This window comes from Mesorhizobium sp. INR15 (assembly GCF_015500075.1).
Lineage (GTDB): Bacteria > Pseudomonadota > Alphaproteobacteria > Rhizobiales > Rhizobiaceae > Mesorhizobium.
Window position 1 is genome coordinate 4,590,459 of sequence record NZ_CP045496.1, and the last position, 18,668, is coordinate 4,609,126.

At 61.8% G+C, this 18,668-nt stretch carries 18 protein-coding genes, 1 tRNA gene, 1 pseudogene and 1 riboswitch; of the genes and pseudogenes, 10 read left to right on the forward strand and 10 right to left on the reverse strand.

The window, feature by feature from the left end; genetic code table 11:
• Positions 1 to 105: 105 nt before the first annotated feature.
• Positions 106 to 195, reverse strand: a tRNA-Ser gene (locus tag GA829_RS22310).
• A 214-nt stretch (positions 196 to 409) separates the two neighbouring features.
• Between GA829_RS22310 and GA829_RS22315 the strand changes: the two genes are divergently transcribed.
• The 8 genes from GA829_RS22315 to GA829_RS22350 all read left to right on the forward strand — a co-directional run bounded on the left by GA829_RS22315 (position 410) and on the right by GA829_RS22350 (position 9,853).
• Positions 410 to 2,011, forward strand: a complete 1,602-nt coding sequence (locus GA829_RS22315; RefSeq protein ID WP_195174799.1) for a tetratricopeptide repeat protein — start codon at positions 410 to 412, stop codon at positions 2,009 to 2,011.
• A 192-nt stretch (positions 2,012 to 2,203) separates the two neighbouring features.
• A complete protein-coding gene (locus tag GA829_RS22320) occupies positions 2,204 to 3,415 on the forward strand; it encodes a septal ring lytic transglycosylase RlpA family protein (protein WP_195174800.1) in 1,212 nt (403 codons plus the stop codon).
• Positions 3,416 to 3,528: 113 nt separating this feature from the next.
• On the forward strand, positions 3,529 to 4,692 hold the full coding sequence (locus tag GA829_RS22325) for a D-alanyl-D-alanine carboxypeptidase family protein (protein ID WP_258051833.1): 1,164 nt from the start codon (positions 3,529 to 3,531) through the stop codon (positions 4,690 to 4,692).
• 125 nt (positions 4,693 to 4,817) lie between these two features.
• Positions 4,818 to 5,492, forward strand: coding sequence for a dTMP kinase (gene tmk / locus GA829_RS22330; RefSeq protein WP_195174801.1), 675 nt, complete (start codon positions 4,818 to 4,820; stop codon positions 5,490 to 5,492).
• Complete coding sequence (locus tag GA829_RS22335) at positions 5,489 to 6,544, forward strand: DNA polymerase III subunit delta' (RefSeq protein WP_195174802.1); 1,056 nt, start codon at positions 5,489 to 5,491, stop codon at positions 6,542 to 6,544. The genes tmk and GA829_RS22335 overlap by 4 nt, the downstream gene beginning before the upstream one ends.
• A gap of 139 nt (positions 6,545 to 6,683) precedes the next feature.
• Entirely contained in the window at positions 6,684 to 8,234 is a 1,551-nt protein-coding gene (gene metG, locus GA829_RS22340; protein WP_195174803.1) for a methionine--tRNA ligase, read from the forward strand.
• A complete protein-coding gene (locus GA829_RS22345) occupies positions 8,234 to 9,028 on the forward strand; it encodes a TatD family hydrolase (protein ID WP_195174804.1) in 795 nt (264 codons plus the stop codon). Before metG ends, GA829_RS22345 begins: the two co-directional genes overlap by 1 nt.
• Positions 9,029 to 9,031: 3 nt before the next feature.
• Positions 9,032 to 9,853, forward strand: coding sequence for an MBL fold metallo-hydrolase (locus GA829_RS22350; protein WP_195174805.1), 822 nt, complete (start codon positions 9,032 to 9,034; stop codon positions 9,851 to 9,853).
• Positions 9,854 to 10,269: 416 nt separating this feature from the next.
• Here the strand turns inward: GA829_RS22350 and GA829_RS37595 are convergent, their stop codons facing one another.
• The 3 genes from GA829_RS37595 to GA829_RS22360 form a co-directional block, all read right to left on the reverse strand.
• Positions 10,270 to 10,824, reverse strand: coding sequence for a putative immunity protein (locus GA829_RS37595; RefSeq protein WP_374940364.1), 555 nt, complete (start codon positions 10,822 to 10,824; stop codon positions 10,270 to 10,272).
• Between the two features lie 18 nt (positions 10,825 to 10,842).
• On the reverse strand, positions 10,843 to 12,345 hold the full coding sequence (locus tag GA829_RS22355) for a winged helix-turn-helix domain-containing tetratricopeptide repeat protein (RefSeq protein WP_195174806.1): 1,503 nt from the start codon (positions 12,343 to 12,345) through the stop codon (positions 10,843 to 10,845).
• A gap of 72 nt (positions 12,346 to 12,417) precedes the next feature.
• Positions 12,418 to 13,329 carry an agmatinase gene (locus GA829_RS22360; RefSeq protein ID WP_195174807.1) on the reverse strand — a complete coding sequence of 304 codons (912 nt, stop codon included), beginning with the start codon at positions 13,327 to 13,329 and terminating at the stop codon, positions 12,418 to 12,420.
• 205 nt (positions 13,330 to 13,534) lie between these two features.
• Between GA829_RS22360 and GA829_RS22365 the strand changes: the two genes are divergently transcribed.
• Positions 13,535 to 13,780: a DUF1127 domain-containing protein gene (locus GA829_RS22365; RefSeq protein WP_258051834.1), complete on the forward strand. Its 246-nt coding sequence runs from the start codon at positions 13,535 to 13,537 to the stop codon at positions 13,778 to 13,780.
• A 54-nt stretch (positions 13,781 to 13,834) separates the two neighbouring features.
• Here GA829_RS22365 and GA829_RS22370 read toward each other — a convergent pair whose 3' ends face one another.
• Positions 13,835 to 14,719, reverse strand: a complete 885-nt coding sequence (locus GA829_RS22370; RefSeq protein WP_195174808.1) for an aldose 1-epimerase family protein — start codon at positions 14,717 to 14,719, stop codon at positions 13,835 to 13,837.
• A 104-nt stretch (positions 14,720 to 14,823) separates the two neighbouring features.
• Between GA829_RS22370 and GA829_RS22375 the strand changes: the two are divergent.
• Positions 14,824 to 14,982 (forward strand): annotated as a pseudogene (locus GA829_RS22375) (TetR/AcrR family transcriptional regulator); the annotation flags it as partial.
• An 86-nt stretch (positions 14,983 to 15,068) separates the two neighbouring features.
• On the opposite strand, the gene GA829_RS22380 reads toward GA829_RS22375, so the two are convergent.
• The 5 genes from GA829_RS22380 to GA829_RS22400 form a co-directional block, all read right to left on the reverse strand.
• Positions 15,069 to 15,785 carry a Bax inhibitor-1/YccA family protein gene (locus tag GA829_RS22380; RefSeq protein ID WP_195174809.1) on the reverse strand — a complete coding sequence of 239 codons (717 nt, stop codon included), beginning with the start codon at positions 15,783 to 15,785 and terminating at the stop codon, positions 15,069 to 15,071.
• 23 nt (positions 15,786 to 15,808) lie between these two features.
• Positions 15,809 to 16,585: an anti-sigma factor family protein gene (locus GA829_RS22385; RefSeq protein WP_195174810.1), complete on the reverse strand. Its 777-nt coding sequence runs from the start codon at positions 16,583 to 16,585 to the stop codon at positions 15,809 to 15,811.
• Positions 16,582 to 17,112, reverse strand: coding sequence for a sigma-70 family RNA polymerase sigma factor (locus tag GA829_RS22390; protein ID WP_374940429.1), 531 nt, complete (start codon positions 17,110 to 17,112; stop codon positions 16,582 to 16,584). Before GA829_RS22390 ends, GA829_RS22385 begins: the two co-directional genes overlap by 4 nt.
• Positions 17,113 to 17,289: 177 nt before the next feature.
• Positions 17,290 to 17,616 (reverse strand): hypothetical protein, encoded by a 327-nt coding sequence (locus tag GA829_RS22395; protein ID WP_195174812.1) that lies wholly within the window; start codon positions 17,614 to 17,616, stop codon positions 17,290 to 17,292.
• Positions 17,617 to 17,738: 122 nt separating this feature from the next.
• A riboswitch (cobalamin riboswitch) is annotated at positions 17,739 to 17,942 on the reverse strand.
• A gap of 102 nt (positions 17,943 to 18,044) precedes the next feature.
• The gene (locus GA829_RS22400) at positions 18,045 to 18,659 is read right to left on the reverse strand and encodes a histidine phosphatase family protein (RefSeq protein ID WP_195174813.1); all 615 of its coding nucleotides are present in this window, start codon (positions 18,657 to 18,659) and stop codon (positions 18,045 to 18,047) included.
• Positions 18,660 to 18,668: the final 9 nt, after the last annotated feature.

Sequence of the window (18,668 nt, forward strand, 5' to 3'; positions counted from 1 at the left end):
TCTCATCCCGTCGTGTGCCGTCCGAATCAATGCCATTTCGGTTGATGGGTATTTTGGCGGGTAGAATTTAATAAATACAAATTATCAAACAAAATCAATTACATCTGGCGGAGGAAGTGGGATTCGAACCCACGGTGAGCTTGCACCCACGCCGGTTTTCAAGACCGGTGCCTTAAACCGCTCGGCCATTCCTCCAAACCATTGAACCCGTTGATTTTATCGATCTCGTAGAAAGTCAGGATCGATATCCGCATCTAGGTTGCAATCACTGGGTCGCACGGATCGCGTTTATAGCCTTGCAAGGCACGCCGTCAACTTTTCCCTGATGCATGGTCGTGCATTCCTCGTGCCGCGTGACAATCCATCTTCGCATTGGCTAATGTAGCTCGGGGAAATTGGGGTGGATGGCATGGCGCATCAGCGTCGCAAGGCTGAATCGACTGCAGAGCAACCGCCTGAAACGATGGACGTTTCGCCAAAGCCGCAGGGGCGGCAGGGACGACTGCGCGACCGGTTTTCACTTGCTGGCTTCGACACATGGTCGACCACGGTCCGCAGCATCTTTCTCAATGCGCTTTTCCTGATCGCGATCCTCGTCGTCGTTCCGGTGCTCGTCGGCCAGTTCCGCCGTGACGAGGTGGTTATCGAGCCAATCGCCGTGCCCGAGGCACTGAGCAAGGAAGGCCTGACCGCCGACGTGGCGGCAAGCCGTATCTGGGACGGACTTCAGGACGTTACGGCCAAGGCGAAGACCAGCAAGGCAAGCATAAGCGCTATCCCGCAGTCTCGCCGCGTCGAGTTTTCCTTCCCTGATTCCGGCTTTTCGATCGAATCGCTGATCTTTCACGTGCGGCGGCTGTTCAACGCCTATGAGACACGCATTTCGGGAGAGTTCGTCTGTTCCGACAGCGAGTGTGCCCGGGCGGGCCTTCGGCTGCGGCTGCGCGTTGTTCGCGACACCGTCGAAATCATCGATCTGCCGCCAATCGGCGACCAGCCCGAGCGGCAGTATTTCGCGGATGCTGCCTCGAATGTCATGGCGAACCTTGATCCGTTCGTAGCCATTGCGGCGGACGCCGAGAAAGAGCCGTTGCGAGCGACAACCCTGGCACGGCGACTGATCCGCTCGCACCACAAGGATGCGAAATGGGCGTATAATCTCGTCGGCCTCATCCGCTACAATGCCAGCGACCTGCCAGCGGCCATCGAGGATTTTCGCGCGGCCATCGCCCTCGATACTGGCTTCTTGCCGGCGCGCCTTAATCTGGGAAACGTGCTGCGTGTTTCTGGCGATCTCGATGGAGCCGAGGCCGAATTCAGCGAAGTGCGTAGCCGCGATGCGCACAGCGCGCTTGCTATCGAAGGCTTCTCCGATGTGGCAATGGCGCGAAAGAAGCCCGACGAGGCCATCGCATTCCTGATCCAGGCGGCCGATCTCGATCCGGAAAATCCGCGCTATTATGCCAAGGCAGGAAAGATCGAACTCGACCGCCGCAACAAGGACAAGGGCGTCAGTCTGTTGCGCCGTTCGCTGGAACTCGACCCCGGATACATCGTGTCCTTCGCCTATCTTGCATCCATGTATATTGGTGACGGCAATTACGAGGAGGCGGAAAAGGTTTTTCGCGACGCGGCCGACTATTCGCCTTCCAATGCCGAGGCGCAGGCCCAGGATGCCAACCTGCTCGCTCTGCTGCACAAGTGGGACGCCGCCGCTGAGCGGTATGACCGCGCCAGGACAATTGAACCCGGCAATGCGGCCTATTGGCTGGAATATGCCCGCTGCCTTCAGGCGCTTGGAAAGCAGAAGGAAGCCTTGGCGGCGCTGGATACGGCCGTGAAACTCGCGCCCGACAACGCTGAAATCTACAGTGCGCTTGGTGACAGCTATCGCGGCACCGATCGCAAACCCGAAGCAATAGCCGCCTACAAGAAGTTCCTTGAGTTGGATAAAACCAACGCACCGAGCAGGCCGATCATTCAACGCTTCATTGAAATCCTCTCCGGCTAATCCGCGCAACATCGGCAATCGCGGTCACAATCTTGCCCGGTTTCGGTCACAATCGGTTAATATCGTGATAAACAATTCCTGCGCACAAAGGATCGGGGTTCAAGGCGTTGTTGGGTTCGGTCGAGTGAGTGCTTTGGCTCCTCAGATGTTCAAGCGGCGTCTTTCGTTGAGACTGTAGGGGACATCAGGAAAATGCAGGCTATGGCGCACCCGCGTCTTCGTCGCGCTGCTACGGTCGCGCTGCTCGCCGCATCAGCGGCCTTGCTGGCGGCTTGCGCGTCGCAGCCTGAGCCCAAAGCCATGGTCTACAAGAAGACCCGTTCCAAGGAATATTTCGCCGAAGCCGAATACGGCGTGAAGGCCAGCCCGCGTGTCGGCTTCCTGCGGCGCGGCGGCGGCCGGGACCAACTCGGCAATCCCTACCAGGTTCGCGGCAAGTGGTACTATCCGAAAGAAGAAAAGCACTACGCGAAAGTTGGCCTGGCATCCTGGTATGGCGATGCCTTTCATGGTCGGCTGACCGCCAATGGCGAAGTCTACGACATGTCGCATCTGACGGCGGCACATCCGACCATGCCGTTGCCGAGCTATGCCCGCGTCACCAATATGAAGACCGGCAGCTCGGTCATCGTGCGCGTCAATGATCGAGGGCCATATCATGAAGGCCGCATCATCGACGTGTCGGAGCGCGCCGCGCAGATGCTCGATTATGCCAACATCGGCACCGCGCAGGTGAAGGTCGAATATGTTGGACGCGCGCCGCTTGACGGTAATGACGACCAGTATCTGATGGCGTCCTATCATCCCGGCAATAGAATACCGGATCCATCCGACGGGCTGCCGACCGGTGTGATGGTCGCCATGAACGGGCCATCCCCAAGCCTGCCGGTCGGCGCGGCGGCCGTGCCGTTTCCTGGTCAATTGACGAGTTCGGGGGCCATTGCCGCATCGGCGCAGTCCGCTTTTGGTGATCTGGCGCTGCCGGATTTCGGACCGATCGTGCCGGAACGTCCGGAGATCGGCCTGCCGCCGCAATCGCCATTTGCCATAGCATCGCTGTCTTATGCGGATGAACGCGTTGAGCGCGCCTCAAATGTCTTTGCAGCGCTCGGCGGGGACGGCATGTCACCGGCGGACGTGTTGCAATCCTGGAAGCGGAAAGCTCCGCCGGCTGGTTCGGCTACCGACTATGTCGCGGCGGGTTCATTCGAGAATGCCGCCGAGGCCAAGCGCATCGCCGCGCAACTCGCCGCTTTCGGCAAGACCGAGATCCAGCGTTCGGAACTCGACGGCGAGGACTGGTACTCGGTCAATCTCTATCCCGATGGCCATCGCAATCTAGACGAGATGTTGCAGGCGGCATGGTCACATGGGGCGCCCGACGCCCTCGTCGTGCGGAATTGATCCTATAGATCTAAAAAGTCTCGGCAGTATCCCTCCTTGAGATTGATCCGCCGCGAGAAAGCCTGATAGCTTCGCCGCGATTGCCAGAAAATCCGGCTAACGGGTCGAACTTCATGACATTTCGTTCTGTGCCCATGACCGCATTTCTCGGGCTCGGCCTGCTATTGCTGTCGCTTGCGGCGGCCAATGCGCAGTTGTTCGAAACCAAGGCCGCTCAGGTCTTCATGATCGATGCCGACACCGGAACGGTGTTGTTTTCGAAGGACGCCGACAAGCCGATGCAGCCGGCGTCAATGGCCAAGCTGATGACGATGGAAGTGGTTTTCAACGCCGTCAAGTCCAAACGCCTCACACTCGACGACACGTTCGTTGTGAGTGAAAACGCCTGGCGTAAAGGCGGCGCTCCTTCGGGAACGTCGACGATGTTCGCAAAGCTCAAATCCTCGATCCGCATCGAGGACCTGATACAGGGCGTGGCGGTGCAAGCCGCCAATGACGGCTGCATCGCCATCGCCGAAGGCATGGCCGGTTCCGAGGAGAATTTTGCCGCGCAGATGACCGAACGTGCCCGCCAGATTGGCCTCTCGAAGTCGACATTCGTCAACTCGACGGGCCTGCCGGCTGACGGCCAGCAAACGAACGTGCGCGAGCTGGCGCTTCTGGCTCTGCATCTGTGGCGCGATTACCCCGATCTCTACCGTTACTACGCCCAGAAGGATTTTACCTGGAACAAGATCTCCCAGAAGAACCGCAACCCGCTGCTGGCCATGGATATCGGCGCCGACGGTCTGGCGATTGGGACCAGCGAGGCATCCGGTTTCGGCATTGTCGCTTCCGTCAGCCACAACGGTTCGCGTGTGGTCATGGCAATGAGTGGGCTGGCCAGCGATCGCGAGCGGGCCGAGGAGGCACGAAAGCTGCTCGACTGGGGCGCGCGCTCCTTCGAGAAGACCGAGATTTTCGCCAAGGACGAGGTGGTCGGGGAGGCACAGGTTTTTGGCGGTGCGAAATCCGGCGTCACGTTGAAGGCAAAGGGACCGATCGATATCTTTCTGCCGATCACCAACCGCGACAAGCTCACGGCCAGGATCGTCTATACCGGTCCGGTGGCAGCGCCTGTGGAGGAGGGGCAAGCGGTGGGAGCGCTCCGCGTCTGGATCGGCGACACGCTAAGCCAGGAAACACCGTTGTTCGCCGCCGAATCGGTTGGCGTCGGCACGCTGCCGCAGCGTGCCCTCGACGCGGTCAAGGAACTGGCCGTCGGGTGGCTGCGTTGATGCAAAGAGGCTAGAGCCTGAAGCCGTTGCCCAGCTCGCGCGGGCTCAACGCACTTTAGAATCGTGGACCTTTTTCCAGAGCCGGACTATTACAGTCCCGGCAAGCATGGGCAGAGGCGTTTTAGTTGGCGCGCGGATTTTTCATCACGTTTGAAGGCGGCGAAGGGGCAGGCAAGTCGACGCAGATCGAGCGGCTGGCCATGAAAATGCGCGCCAAGAAATATGATGTCCTCGTCAGCCGCGAGCCAGGCGGCTCACCCGGCGCCGAGGCGGTCAGGCATGTGCTGCTTTCGGGTGCTGCCGAGCCCTTCGGTCCCAAGATGGAAGCGTTGCTCTTCGCCGCCGCGCGCTCCGACCATGTCGAGCAGGTCATCCGTCCGGCGGTTGAGCGCGGCACAGTCGTTCTGTGCGATCGCTTCATGGATTCCTCACGCGTCTATCAGGGCGTCACCGGCAATATCGATCCGGCCTTCATGGATGCGCTGGAGCAGGTTGCCATCAATGGCATGGTGCCCGACATGACACTGATCTTCGATATCGATCCGATCGAGGGCCTGCGGCGCGCAACGGCACGCCGCGGCGCCGAGGACGGGCCGGACCGGTACGAAAAGGAAACGCTGGCCATTCACCAGCGCCGTCGGGATGCCTTCCTGGCGATCGCCGCCGCGGAACCGGAGCGCTGTATCGTCATCGACGCATCTTCTGACCAGGATACGGTCGAGCATGTCGTTACCGCCGCCGTCTTCGCGGCGCTTGAGGCGAGGGCGCCGGCGCATAGCAAACAGGTGGCGCCGGCATGATCTTCGAACGCATCGCGCCGGAACAGCACGATACGCTGGACGGCGTGCCTGAGCCGGCCGAGACGCCGCGCCTTGTCGGGCACGGAGAGGCCGCTGGCGTGCTCACCGCCGCCTACCGCGCGGGGAAGCTGCCGCATGCGCTGATCTTCGCCGGGCCCGTCGGCATCGGCAAGGCAACGCTCGCTTTCCACCTGGCACATCACCTGCTGAAGCACCCAGCCTTCGAACAGGCTCCGGAAAGCCTGGCCGTGCCAGACCCCACTTCATCGCTGTTTCGTCAGATCGCCACGGGCGCCCATCCTTCCGTCTTGCATCTCACCCGCCCGCTGAACGACAAGACCAAGAGCTTCAAGACGGTCGTCACGGTCGACGAGATCCGCAAGGTCAGCCGCTTCCTGTCGATGACCTCGCATGACGGCAGCTACCGGGTGGTGATCGTCGACCCCGCTGACGACATGAACACCAATGCCGCCAATGCCTTGCTGAAGAACCTCGAGGAGCCGCCGGCACGGACGTTGTTCATTCTGATCGTCCACGCGCCAGGAAGTCTGCTGCCGACGATCCGGTCGCGCTGCCAGGTCGTACGGCTGGCGCCGCTCGACGCCGAAGACCTGGTGGCGGTTCTGCGGACCGCTGAGCCGCCACCGCCGGACGATGCAGCGGCAAGGGCGGCGCTGATCGACCGGGCAGGGGGCAGCGTGCGCAATGCGATCCTGCTGACGCAGTATGGCGGGCTGGAGATCGCCGAGACGCTCGATGCGCTGGTGGCGGCGAGAAAGAGCGATGTGGCGGGCGCCTACCGCCTCGCCGAGGCCGTCGCCGGCCGCGACCAGGCAATCCAGTTCGATATCTTCAACCGCCGGGCGCTCGACCTTTTGTCCGACGCGGCAAGCCAGGCCGCTCTGGCCGGCGATCTAGCACGGGCGAAGGCGCTGTCCGACACTTGGCATGAAGCCCTGGACGCTGTATCTGAGACCGACACCTACAACCTCGACAAGAAGCAGCACGCGCTAACCATGATCGACCGTTTGAACTCTGCCATGCGAATGTGACGGCTCTCCTGGCGCATGCCGTTGCCCCAAGGCCGGGGTCACTTTTGGACGGCATGCACCAGGCTCGGGATGGCAATAGCCATCTCGATAAGATATCCACCGCCACACCTTCCATTCAGACATTCATGACGGTTCATTCATGTCACGCGACAAATTCTACATCACGACCGCGATTTCCTATCCGAATGGCAAGCCGCATATCGGCCATGCCTACGAGCTGATTGCAACCGACGCGCTTGCCCGCTTTCAGCGGCTCGACGGCAAGGACGTCTTCTTTCTCACCGGCACTGACGAGCACGGTATCAAGATGCTGCAGACGGCGAAGCGCGAGGGCATCTCGCCGCGCGAACTGGCCAACCGCAACGCGGCCGATTTCAAACGCATGGCCACTGCGCTCAATGCGTCCAACGACGATTTCATCCGCACCACCGAAGAGCGGCACTACGCAGCCTCCCAGGCGATCTGGAAAGCAATGGCCGCCAATGGCGACATCTACAAGGGCGGTTATGCCGGCTGGTACTCGGTGCGCGACGAGGCCTACTACGGTGAGGAGGAGACCGAGGTCCGCCCCGACAACGTGCGGTATGGTCCGCAGGGAACGCCAGTGGAGTGGGTCGAGGAAGAGAGCTATTTCTTCCGCTTGTCGGCCTACCAGGATAAGTTGCTGGCGCTCTATGAGAGCCGGCCTGATTTCATTGGCCCCTCCGAGCGCCGCAACGAGGTGATGAGTTTCGTCAAGTCCGGATTGAAGGACCTGTCGATCTCACGCACCACGTTCGACTGGGGCGTGCCGGTGCCGGGCGATGAAAAGCACGTGATGTATGTTTGGGTCGACGCCTTGACCAATTACATCACTGCCGTCGGCTATCCCGATGTAAATGCTGACAAATGGGGGTTCTGGCCTGCCACGCACATTATTGGCAAGGACATCGTCCGCTTCCACGCCGTCTATTGGCCAGCCTTCCTCATGTCAGCGGGTGTCGAGCTGCCGAACCGCGTTTATGGGCATGGCTTCCTGTTCAACCGCGGCGAGAAAATGTCGAAGTCGGTCGGCAATGTCATCGACCCATTCACGATGGTCGAGCACTACGGGCTCGACCAGGTGCGCTACTTCCTGCTGCGCGAAGTGCCGTTTGGACAGGACGGCAGCTACAGTCATGAAGCGATCGTCAACCGCACAAACGCCGATCTCGCCAACGGCCTCGGCAATCTGGCCCAGCGCTCGCTGTCGATGATCGCCAAGAACTGCGGCGGCGTGGTGCCGAAGCGGGAAGGGCTGACGGACGCCGACAAGGCAATCCTCGACCAGGCGGAAGCGGCGCTCGATGTGGCCCGCAAGGCGATGAACGAACAGTCAATCCACCTGGCGCTTGGCGCGATCTTCGGCGTCGTTGCCGAGGCCGATCGTTATTTCGCGGGCCAGGAGCCGTGGGCGCTGAAGAAGACCGATCCGGCACGCATGGAGACAGTGCTGCACACGACCGCCGAAACCGTGCGGCGGCTGGCGATCCTTTGCCAGCCTTACATACCGGAATCGGCAGGCAAGCTGCTCGACCTGCTGGCGGTGGCCGCCGATGCGCGCAGCTTCACGCATGTCGGTGAGGCGCATGCGCTGGTGCCGGGAGCGCCGCTTCCTGCGCCGCAAGGTGTGTTCCCGCGCTATGTCGAGCAGACGGATGCAGACGCCTGATGCTCGTCGACAGCCATTGCCATCTCGATTTTCCTGATTTCGCGGAGGAGCGGGCGGCCATTGTCGCCCGCGCCAAGGCGGCCGGGGTCGGCCGTATGGTGTCGATCTCGACCAGGGTAAAGCGATTTCAGCAAATATTTGAAATCGCTGAAGCTTTCGACGAAGTCTATTGCTCGGTCGGTACGCATCCACACAATGCGGCTGAGGAACTGGATATAACCACGGCTGACCTTGTGCGCCTTTCGGCCCATCCCAAAGTGGTGGCGATCGGCGAGGCAGGGCTCGACTATTTCTACGACAAGGCGCCTCGCGAGGAGCAAGCGCAGGGCTTTCGCAACCACATCGCAGCAGCCAGGCAGACGGGGCTGCCGCTGGTTATCCATTCGCGCGATGCCGACGACGACATGGCCGCGATCCTCGAGGATGAGACAGGGAAGGGTGCCTTCCCTTTCATCCTGCATTGTTTCTCGTCAGGCCGCCGGCTGGCGGAGATCGGCGTCGCATTGGGCGGCTACGTCTCCTTCTCGGGCATTCTGACTTTCAAGAACTCGCCAGAGCTTCGCGCCATTGCCGCCGATGTGCCGCGCGACCGGCTGCTGGTCGAGACCGATGCGCCATATCTGGCGCCGATACCATTTCGCGGCAAGCGCAACGAGCCTGCCTATGTCGCGCATACGGCCAAAGTGCTGGCCGAAGCGATCGGTGTCAGCGACGACGAAATCGCGGCGCTGACAACGGACAATTTCTTTCGCCTTTTCAGCAAGATGCCTCGGCCTGCCGAGCAAAGCGCCTGAACCATGACCGATCGGCTGCGCCTTACCATTCTTGGCTGCGGGTCGTCGCCTGGCACGCCGCGCATTACCGGTGACTGGGGCAATTGCGATCCATCAAATCCGAGGAACCGGCGCACGCGCGCCGCGGCATTGGTCGAGCGCATAGCGCCAAACGGCGCTCGCACCACCGTCGTCATCGACACGGGTCCGGATTTCCGTGAACAGATGCTGCGGGCCGATGTCCGTCGCATCGATGCTGTCATCTACACGCATCCTCATGCCGACCACATCCACGGCATCGACGATCTGCGCGGCTATGTCCTGGACCAGCGCCGGCTGATCGACATTCACGCCGACGAACCAACGCTGCTGCGGCTGCGCGAGGCCTTCGGCTATTGTTTTGAAACACCGCTCGGCAGCTCTTATCCGCCAATCTTGCGGGCGCATGTCATCGATCACGGCAAGCCGGTTGTGATTGAAGGCGAGGGCGGTGCCCTCACCCTTGAGCCCTTGCCGCAGATCCATGGCGACATCATTTCGCTCGGCTTCCGCATCGGCCGGCTCGCCTACTGTCCTGACATCAGCGACTTCCCGCAGGCAACCGCCGAGCGGCTCGGCGAACTCGACATGCTGGTCATCGATGCGTTGCAGTACAGGACGCACCCGAGCCATCTGTCGCTCGGTCAGGCACTCGAATGGATCGAACGGTTGGCGCCGAAACAGGCAGTGCTGACGCATATGCATGGGCCGCTCGACTATGCCACTGTCATGGTGGAGACGCCCGAAAACGTCGCTCCGGCCTACGATGGCATGGTGATCGAAATCCCTTATGAATCAGCTGGATAGGTTTGGAACCAAAACCAGGCTGACTATTGGTGTTCGGCTCACGGCGCCTCGACGCGCTCGGCCGAAGCCGCAATGCACTGAGGCGCGCTGATCCGTGAGGAAGCCGGCTCGCCATCGCTGGCGTCGACTTCGACCGCATCGGCACAGCGTGCATTATGTGAGCCTTGCGGCCACGCCACGTGCCGTAATCCAAAGCACGTGCCATGGTCAATGCCACGAGGGTTGCTGTGGTGACACTGGTGGCGCGAGGTTTGTTTCGATGTTGAGCACGACCAAGCGCACCGGAGCGCTGAAAAATAGAAGCAATTTCAAGCCTGCACCCAACATGATAGTTCCATAATCTATCTTATGCGACTTTCTGATATGGCGAGCAGCGAGCAGATTGGCGGGCCAAAACGGCCATTTGGGTTCTTTGTTCAATCCAGCTCGGGGTCAGGCAGCGCAATGCCATCCTGAAGGTCACGGATAATAGTGCCGAGTTGACCTGAGGCAAGGAGCCCTGGCCCCAAGGGGCCGGAACGATCTTCGCCTACAGGCGGAAGAGTTCGCAATGCGGTCCGCACCTCCGCTGTCATATGCCCGAGCTGCCAGCGGATCTCGTCATTGGCGGCTTCCGGCCGTTCGGAGAACGCCAGGCTGGTGGCCTTAACGGCGTACGCTGCAGCACCCAAGGCATGTGCACCCATATGGCAAATGGCTGAAGCTTGACCGGCAGATCTTGCGGCAGCAGCCGCTGCGGGAGACTTCACGTCTCTAGCAGCGCCGCCACCCACAAACCGTTGGAGAATTTCCACGGCGGTGTCCAACTCCCCGCGGGAGTATGCTCGGGTCCGGGCGATAGCGGCGCGAGGACGACCGTCAGCCGGTCTCTCAACCTCGAACATCCACAGAACTCGTTCAGCACAATCGGCGCCCCATGCGGCAACCAGGCGTCGGTCGGATTCGCTCAATGCCTGCGGAGATTTAGGCATCTCCTTCACTCCTGTGCCTCAATCAGGAAGACCAGCCTTGCGGAAGCCATCAACGAAATGGTCAAGCATTGCTGTGTCGCGGAAAGGCTCGGTCGCGACCCAGTGACTCGTGGTGAAATGCGGGTTGCCGACGAGGAAGAGTTCGACCTCCGCGCGCGCCTCGTCGAGCCTGCCCAGTTGGGCAAGGCTTGCCGCCAGGAAACGGCGTGAGCTTGTACGATAGGTCTCGTCCCTGCGAAGGGTGTCGACAGCAGCTTCATAGTCAGCGGCTGCATATTGCGCCTGACCAAGCGTCAGATAATACCAACTCGCCGGAAACGGGTTCAGCCGGAACGCCTTGCGAATATGTTCAAGGCCCTCCCCGACCCGCCCAGACAGGACCACGATGTCGGACAGTGTCGCCCAGGCGTCGGCTTCGTTCGGGTCGAGATCAAACGCTTTGGCGAATTCGCTATCCGCCTCGTCGAAGCGACGCTCATAGGCAAGCAGGTTGGCCAGAACCCACCGGCAGCCAGAATCGTTGGGATCGATCGCCACCGCCTTGCGGGCCAGTTCCAAGGCAAGGCCACGGTTGGGTTCGATGGGTTCGCCCCAATGCACCCATCCCATCCAGTGATTCATGGCGAGCCAGCGATAGGCCTCGGCATAGTCCGGATCGAGCGAAATGGCGCGCCTGAGCATGAGATGCGCTTCCCGCCCCGTTTGTGGCGAGTCGTCGATCAGCTTGCGCGCTCGCACACAGAGATCGTAGGCCTCCATATTCCTGGGCCGATTGCGCGGCGGCGGTGCGAGCAGCCGGCCGAGCAACGCCTGCACGATCTTGGCCGTGACCTCGTCCTGAACCGCAAAAATATCTTCCAGGTTGCGATCGAAGCGTTCCGCCCACAGATGATCGCCACTCAATGCGTCGACCAGCTGGGCGTTGATGCGCACGCGCCCCGCGGCGCGTCGTGCGCTACCCTCCAGCAGGTAGCGCACGCCAAGGTCCTGGGCGATTCCGCGCACGTCCCTCGCCTTCCCTTTGTAGGCAAAGGTCGAGTTGCGTGCGATGACGAACAGGCCAGAAATCCTGGACAGGTCGGTGATCAGATCTTCCGTCAACCCGTCCGCGAAGGAGTCCTGCTCGGGATCGTTGCTGAAGTTGACGAACGGCAGCACGGCTATCGATGGTTTGTCGGGCAGCGGCAAAGGGTTTCGCGCACCGAGCTGTTCGATTGCCCCCGTGAAGCGGTAGCCGACGCGCGGAACCGTGGATATCCATTCCCCGCCGTTGGCAGCCGGGCCGAGCAGCTTCCGCAGCAGCGCGATCTGGACCGTGAGATTGCCTTCCTCGACAGCGGTGCCCGGCCAGGCCGCATCCATCAATTCGCCCTTCTCGAGGATTTCGCCGGGCCGTCCGGCAAGTGCCGCAAGCAGCTTCAGCCCACGATGGCCTACGGGGACAGGATCATCGTTCCGAAGGAGCGTTCCCGCACCCGGATCAAGCACGAACGGACCAAAGGCAAAGCGCGATCCTTGCATGCGGCGAATCCTTAGAGGCTTTCGAGTCTCGAAGGAACCCCGAGTGCCGGCAACCAGGGAGGAAGCCGGGCTTCAGATCTGGCGGGCGATGGCCCCGATGGCATTGACGAGAAGGCGTGCCGCGGTCAGGGCCGACAGGCCGTTGATGTCGGCTGGCGGATAAAGCTCGACGATGTCGAATCCCGCGATGCTGGCTCGCCTGCCGAGGCCCGCGATCAGGTCGATGACCTGCGTGTAGGTGAGACCGCCGGGCGTGCGCGCTGCCACGCCGGGCATGATGCCGGGATCAAGACCATCGCAGTCCAGGGTGACGACGACCCGCACCCCTTCCGGAATATGCCGCAGGGCGGCTTCGACGCCTTGAGTGTGAACCTCTCGGGCGGTCACGAAATGGCTTCCATAGCGTTGCGCTGCCTCGATTTCGGCAAGCCGCGCGCTGCCGACCCCACGCAGCCCGACTTGCACCATGCCGGCGACATGCGGCATTTCACTGATCCGCCGCATCGGATTTGAATAGCCGTAGCGCTCGCCATGCACCTCGTCGCGCCAGTCGATATGAGCGTCGATCTGCAGGATCCAGACCGACCCGTGATCGGCAAAGCCGGCAAGGAAGGGAATGGGCAGGGAATCATCGCCGCCGAGCAGGATTGGCACGGCAGGCAGTTCCAGAACCTCACGCGTCTTCGCCTCGATCCGCGCCCGGTTGCCGGCGTTGTCACCCATGGTGGTCGGGATATCGCCAATGTCTAGGCAGAAGGCCGGCTTGCCGTCGAACAGCGGGCCGCCGAGATCGAAATCCCAGTGGCCGACGAGGGCGGCCTCGCCTTGGCTTGCGACGCGGATGGCGTTGGCGGCCAACGCATAGCCACTGCTGTCCTGGCCAGGATAAGTGGTCCCGTGACCAGCTCCGAAGATCACCGCATGTGGCCTGTGGCCATCGGCGAGGCGATCTGGAAAGCCGAGAAAGGGGCATGGATCTGTCATTTCTTGATGGTCCTGATGAAATTCCGGTGGCTGCAGGATGGGGCGTTCGCGGTGGGGAGATCCTCGCGCCTGAAGATCGCAAGACTAGCCCGTTTGGAAGTTTTTGGAACTATTTGGGAAGGCTTAATTACGGCGCCGCTCGTATCCGGCAGAAGTCATCCTCTTTCAAGTCGAGGTCTTAGGACCCTACCCTATGGAGGTTGCCATGAACGATTCTCTTGCGTCCGGCCTGCATCAGGATCCGGGAACATCGGCGGAGCCAACGGACGTTTCGCGCCGGAACTACAGCCTGACTACCTTGCGGAGCATTATCGCAGCCTGGGAAGCGCGGAAACGCTTTCGCTGGGAACTTGACCGGATGTCCAGGGATAATCCCCATCTGATTGACGACATCGGCCTGACGGCACGGCAGGTCGAGGCAGAGATCGTCAAACCGTTCTGGCAGGAGTAAGGTGAAGTCCGCGATGACAGCAGGACGGTGTCTTTCGTCCTGAGGAATGCCGCCTCATACCGGCTCGCCATCCAGATGAACCTGATAGGTCAAGACCCGCTTTCCGGCGGGTTCGATCAGCATCAGGCCTGGTTTGTCGACAAACTCACCATCGAAATCCAAGGGACTGGCCATACCGTGCCAGGGCTCGATGCAAAGGAACGGCGCGCCGCCGGGCTTCGACCAGATGCCCAATTCCTGGAATTCCTGCCACGATACCGAGAGCGCCGGACCATCGTCCGCAGCATAGCGAACGCTGGTGCTGGTGGGGCGATCGAGAATGACGGCATCATCCTCGAACAACCGTTCGGACAGCGCCAGGATATTGCCTTCAACCGGCGTCGGCTGAGGCGCGGGCAACAGCAAGCCATCCTTCAGGCGGCGAATCGGCGCGGTTTCGGCTGCGGCAAAGGTCAGCCGGTACGCTTCCTTTGCCACACCCGGCAGCAACGGCCAATTGAAGGCCGGATGCGCGCCGACCGATGCCGGCAGAAGCTCGTCACCGGTGTTGGTGATTTCGAAGGTCACTTCGAGTTGCCGGCGTTCCAGCGTGTAGCTGACAGCGAGGCGGAAGGCGAATGGGTAGCGGGCACGGGTATCCGCATCGTCCATCAGAACCAGCGTGCAGGATCGCGAGCCCCTCTCCGCCCAGGCAAACGGCTTGTCCCGGGCGAAGCCGTGCTGCGTCATCGCGTAGGCGCGGCCGCGATGGCGCAACTGATCGCCCTTCAGCCGGCCAACGATTGGAAACAGAACCGGCGAATGGCGTTTCCAAGCCGGGCCGGCCTGCCACAGGAACTCCAGACCGTCCGCGTCGCGCAGGGAGACCAACTCCGCCCCCTGCCCGACGATTACAGCCGAAATGCCGTCGCCGCGAAGCGTGTGGCTGTCCTGTTCCATATGTCCTCACGATCTGCGGCTACCCCGCAAGCAGGTTAGCAAAAGCCCTCGCATACTCAAGGTGCGAGATGCCGGGAGCGCCTCCTATGAGAGACTGCCGGCGCTCGGACGACGAGAGAGCCGCCGCGCAGCAGCGTCTTGCAGGTCTCGGCGAACGCTATCCGACAATCGAACGCTCGCGCCTGCTGTTGGATGACGATTGGGAAGGTGCTTTCAGGAAAGGCCTCGGCTTCCTGCTCGATGGCCTTTCTCCAAGACCGTAAGCTGCTGCCGCATCCTTGAAGCAAAAAGCCATGGCCGAAGGCTGTCCTTCGGCCATGGCAATCCTCTGCTTTTCGTTGGCGAATTGCTATTCGCGCTCGCCGGTAAAGTTCAGCAGCAGTTGGAAGATGTTGACGAAGTTCAGATAGAGCGAGAAGGCGCCGAACACGGCGAGCTTCTGCCGCGACTCCGCGTCGAAGTTTTCAGCATACTGCTCCTTGATCGTCTGCGTGTCCCAAGCGGTCAGGCCGATGAACACGGCAATGCCGATCACTGAGATCGCGAACTGCAGTGCCGTCGAGCCGAGGAAGATGTTGACGATGCTGGCTATCACCACGCCGATCAGGCCCATGATCATGAACGACGAGAACTGGGTCAGATCCCGCTTGGTCGTGTAGCCATAGAGGCTGGTGGCGCCGAACATTGTGGCGGCGATGAAGAAGGTGCGGGCGATGCTGGTTCCGGTGAAGACCAGGAACACCGAGGCCAGCGACAGGCCCATGACGGCGCAGAAGGCCCAGAACATCGCCTGCGCGCTCGCCGCCGACATGGTCTGCATCTTGAACGAGAACAGCAGGACGAAGGCGAGCGGCGCCAGCATCACCACCCATTTCAGCGGGCTGGAAAAGATCGGCACGTAAAGCGCCGGTGTCGACGATACCATGAAGGCGATAAGGCCGGTGACGACGAGGCCGACGCCCATGTAGTTATATACGCGCAGCATATGCTGGCGCAGGCCCTCGTCGTAAATGGCGCCGGTTTGGGCGCCCGCGCCGGCGCGGTATCCCATGTTAGGGGTGTTCATTTGCATTCTCCTTTGCGGGTCGATCAGTAAAGCGTTCTGGCAAGTGCCTCGGCGGCGCGATCGAGATCATGGACCTCGCTCTTCGCGACCACCGCATAGGCCACCTCGCCAATCTGGAAATACGCCGAGGAAATATCGCCCGAGGGCGCGACGGTCGGCTTGACCACGTCGAAGGTTCCTGGCCGGATCGCGAACAGCGACACCAGCCCCATCTCCTTCGTTTCGACAGCCATCTCGACGCTCGGACCAAAGCGCGACGGATAGACCTGCACGTCGCGGACCTTCCAGTCCTTCGGCAGAGACGGCATCACGATGGCGGTGGCGGCGCGAATTTCGCCGGCATTGTAGTTCGGCGCCTCTGGCTGCGAAGCCATGCTTTCGCGAACCAGTGTCGTGCGGTGCGCACGCACCGCGTCGTCGACATAGGCAGGCGGCTGCGGCGAAGCGATGACCTTGGTCACTGACATCGGGCCGATGATGCCGTTGGCCAGCCAACCAGCAGCAACGAAGGCGGCGACAGCGGCGGCGCGCTGCAGAACGCCTAGGATACGACCCCGGCCAAGCCCCCTCTCCAGCCGCCGCGCGGCATCTGCGGTCGCCGGCCGCGCCATGCCCCTGGAGCCGGCAAGCGCCACGCGAAGTTCATCGCGGGTCCGCAGGTCCGACATCACGCGCGCTGCGGCCTCCGGACGGCCGGACAGATATGCCTCGACCTCGATACGGCGCACGACATCCATCTGGTCGTCGACATAGGCGTCGAGATCGGCTTCCGTGACAGGATCAAGCATGGAAGCGGTCATGACGGGTCTCCAACGATCCTGAGATGGTTCTTCGCTTTCGCCGGAGCCGCTTCCATCTCGCGAAGTGCGGCGCGTGCGCGGCCGATGCGCGACATCAGCGTTCCCAGCGGCACGCTGCTGGCGTCCGCCGCCTGCTGGTAGGACAGCCCCTCTATGGCGACGAGATGCAGGGCGGAGCGCTGTTCCTCCGGCAGGTTGAAGAAGGCTTCGCGCACCTGCGCCAGCCGCAACGAATGTTCCTGCGGCGCCGGCGTGCTGGCCTCGGTCAGATATCCGGCCTGTTCGACGCGCGCCGCCTCCGAGCGGCGGGAACGCATGCGGTCGATGAAGGTGTTGTGGACGATCGCCAACAGCCATGCGCGCAGATTTCCACCCGAGCGGAAGGTGCCGCGCCGCTCATAGGCGCGCACCAGCGCGTCATGCACGAGATCCTCGGCCTCGACGCCATCGCGCGTCAGCGAACGCGCGTAGCGCCTGAGCGAACCCAGCTGTCCGACGATATCGAAGCGTGGCATCGAGCGTTTCATGTCCTGTGTACGGAGCATGTGGGGATTTTAATCCCCGCCGCGCCGATTTTTTTCGCCGGAACCGAGCGCGAAGCTGGAATCCCAGCCATGGCCTCCGCAAACCGTCCTCGCTGCCGCGTGCAAGCGCCAAGCCGTGGACCGTGCTCGCAGGGAAAGAACAGGACTTGGGTCTTTCCTCTACAGATTGGAAACGGGCCTTTGCCAGTGCGTCGCGCCGGCGACGGCGACCAGCAGCGTTCGAAGGCATTGGACATCCGGGTGAAGTGACACGCGCTGGTCGATGAGCGCGATCTGGCGACGGGCGGCCCGTTCAATGCTCGCGCCATGCGGCAACGACATCAGCCAGTCGATGAAGACTTCCTCGGGTGGCGGCAGCGGTGACACAGCCCGCATTGTAGCCGTGTCGATCTTGCGTGCCGAGCCGCACGCGGCCCCGTCAGCACTCGCCCGCGAGGCTTTTCTCCCTAGCGGATCGCGGTCCCCGACAACATCATCCTTGCGCATAGCCTGCCCTCGCTTTCGAGGACCGATCCGGTGGAGATGGAGGATTGAGAACTCCAGGCGCGCATGGTCACGGGACCCAGCACCGGAGCACTCTGCCTCTTGACCGCCCACCGCGATCAGTCGAGTTCACTTGGCTTGAGGCTGGTTTCCGGGCTTCGGAGCTGTCCATTTCAGGACTGTCTCGACACCTTCCCAGGCTTTTGGGCCCAGTGGTCCTGGTCGAAACGAAAGCTCCGCTACCGTTGCGGGGGCAGCGCCGGCATCAAACCGGCTTCCCAATTATCCCATCCGTGGAACGGATGAGCACCTTAAGCGCAGCGATCTAAGCACCGTTCGCTGATTCCAGTCCATACGGAAACGACAAGGCCGGAGCAAAAAAGACGACAGGTTCCGCCAACTGCGTGGACGAACGGCAAGGCCGGTCGGCGTCAGGAATTGGGCTCGCCATTCGCTCGTTCGGAGAGCTTGCGCTGTTTGGGCGCCGTGACACCGCAGGCGCGGAGCATCCATCTACGGCCGTCGCTGCGAAAATCGGTGATGCTGAGCGGCTCGACGTCGATCTTCCCAGAGGCGGCGAGCGGCGCACCGAGAACATGCAGGATGGCAGCGCGGATGACACTGGCATGGGTCACCGCGATCGTGTGGCCTGACGTGGCGATCAAGCCGTCCATCAAGCCCGAGACCCTGTGCGCAACATCCGCCAATGATTCGCCACCATGCGGAGCCGCGTCAGGATCATTGAACCAAGAGGCAATGCCGTCGGGCTGCTCGGCCTGCAGATCCTCAAAGCGCTTGCCAGCCCATTGCCCGTGATCCTGGTCCGCCAGAAGCGGCTCTATCGATGCATCCAGTGACAGCGCCTTGGCAGTCTGGCGGGCGCGAAGCGCTGGTCCAGTCCAGATGCGATCGGCACGGCGCAGTGCCCCGTGCATCGCTTTTGCCAGGACGAGCGATCGCGACTCGAGCGGTTCGTCGAGCGGAAATGATCCTTGCCGCGTTGCCGTCGTGGCGCCGCCGCAGATCATCGTCAGGCGTACGAGCATGAAGCAGTC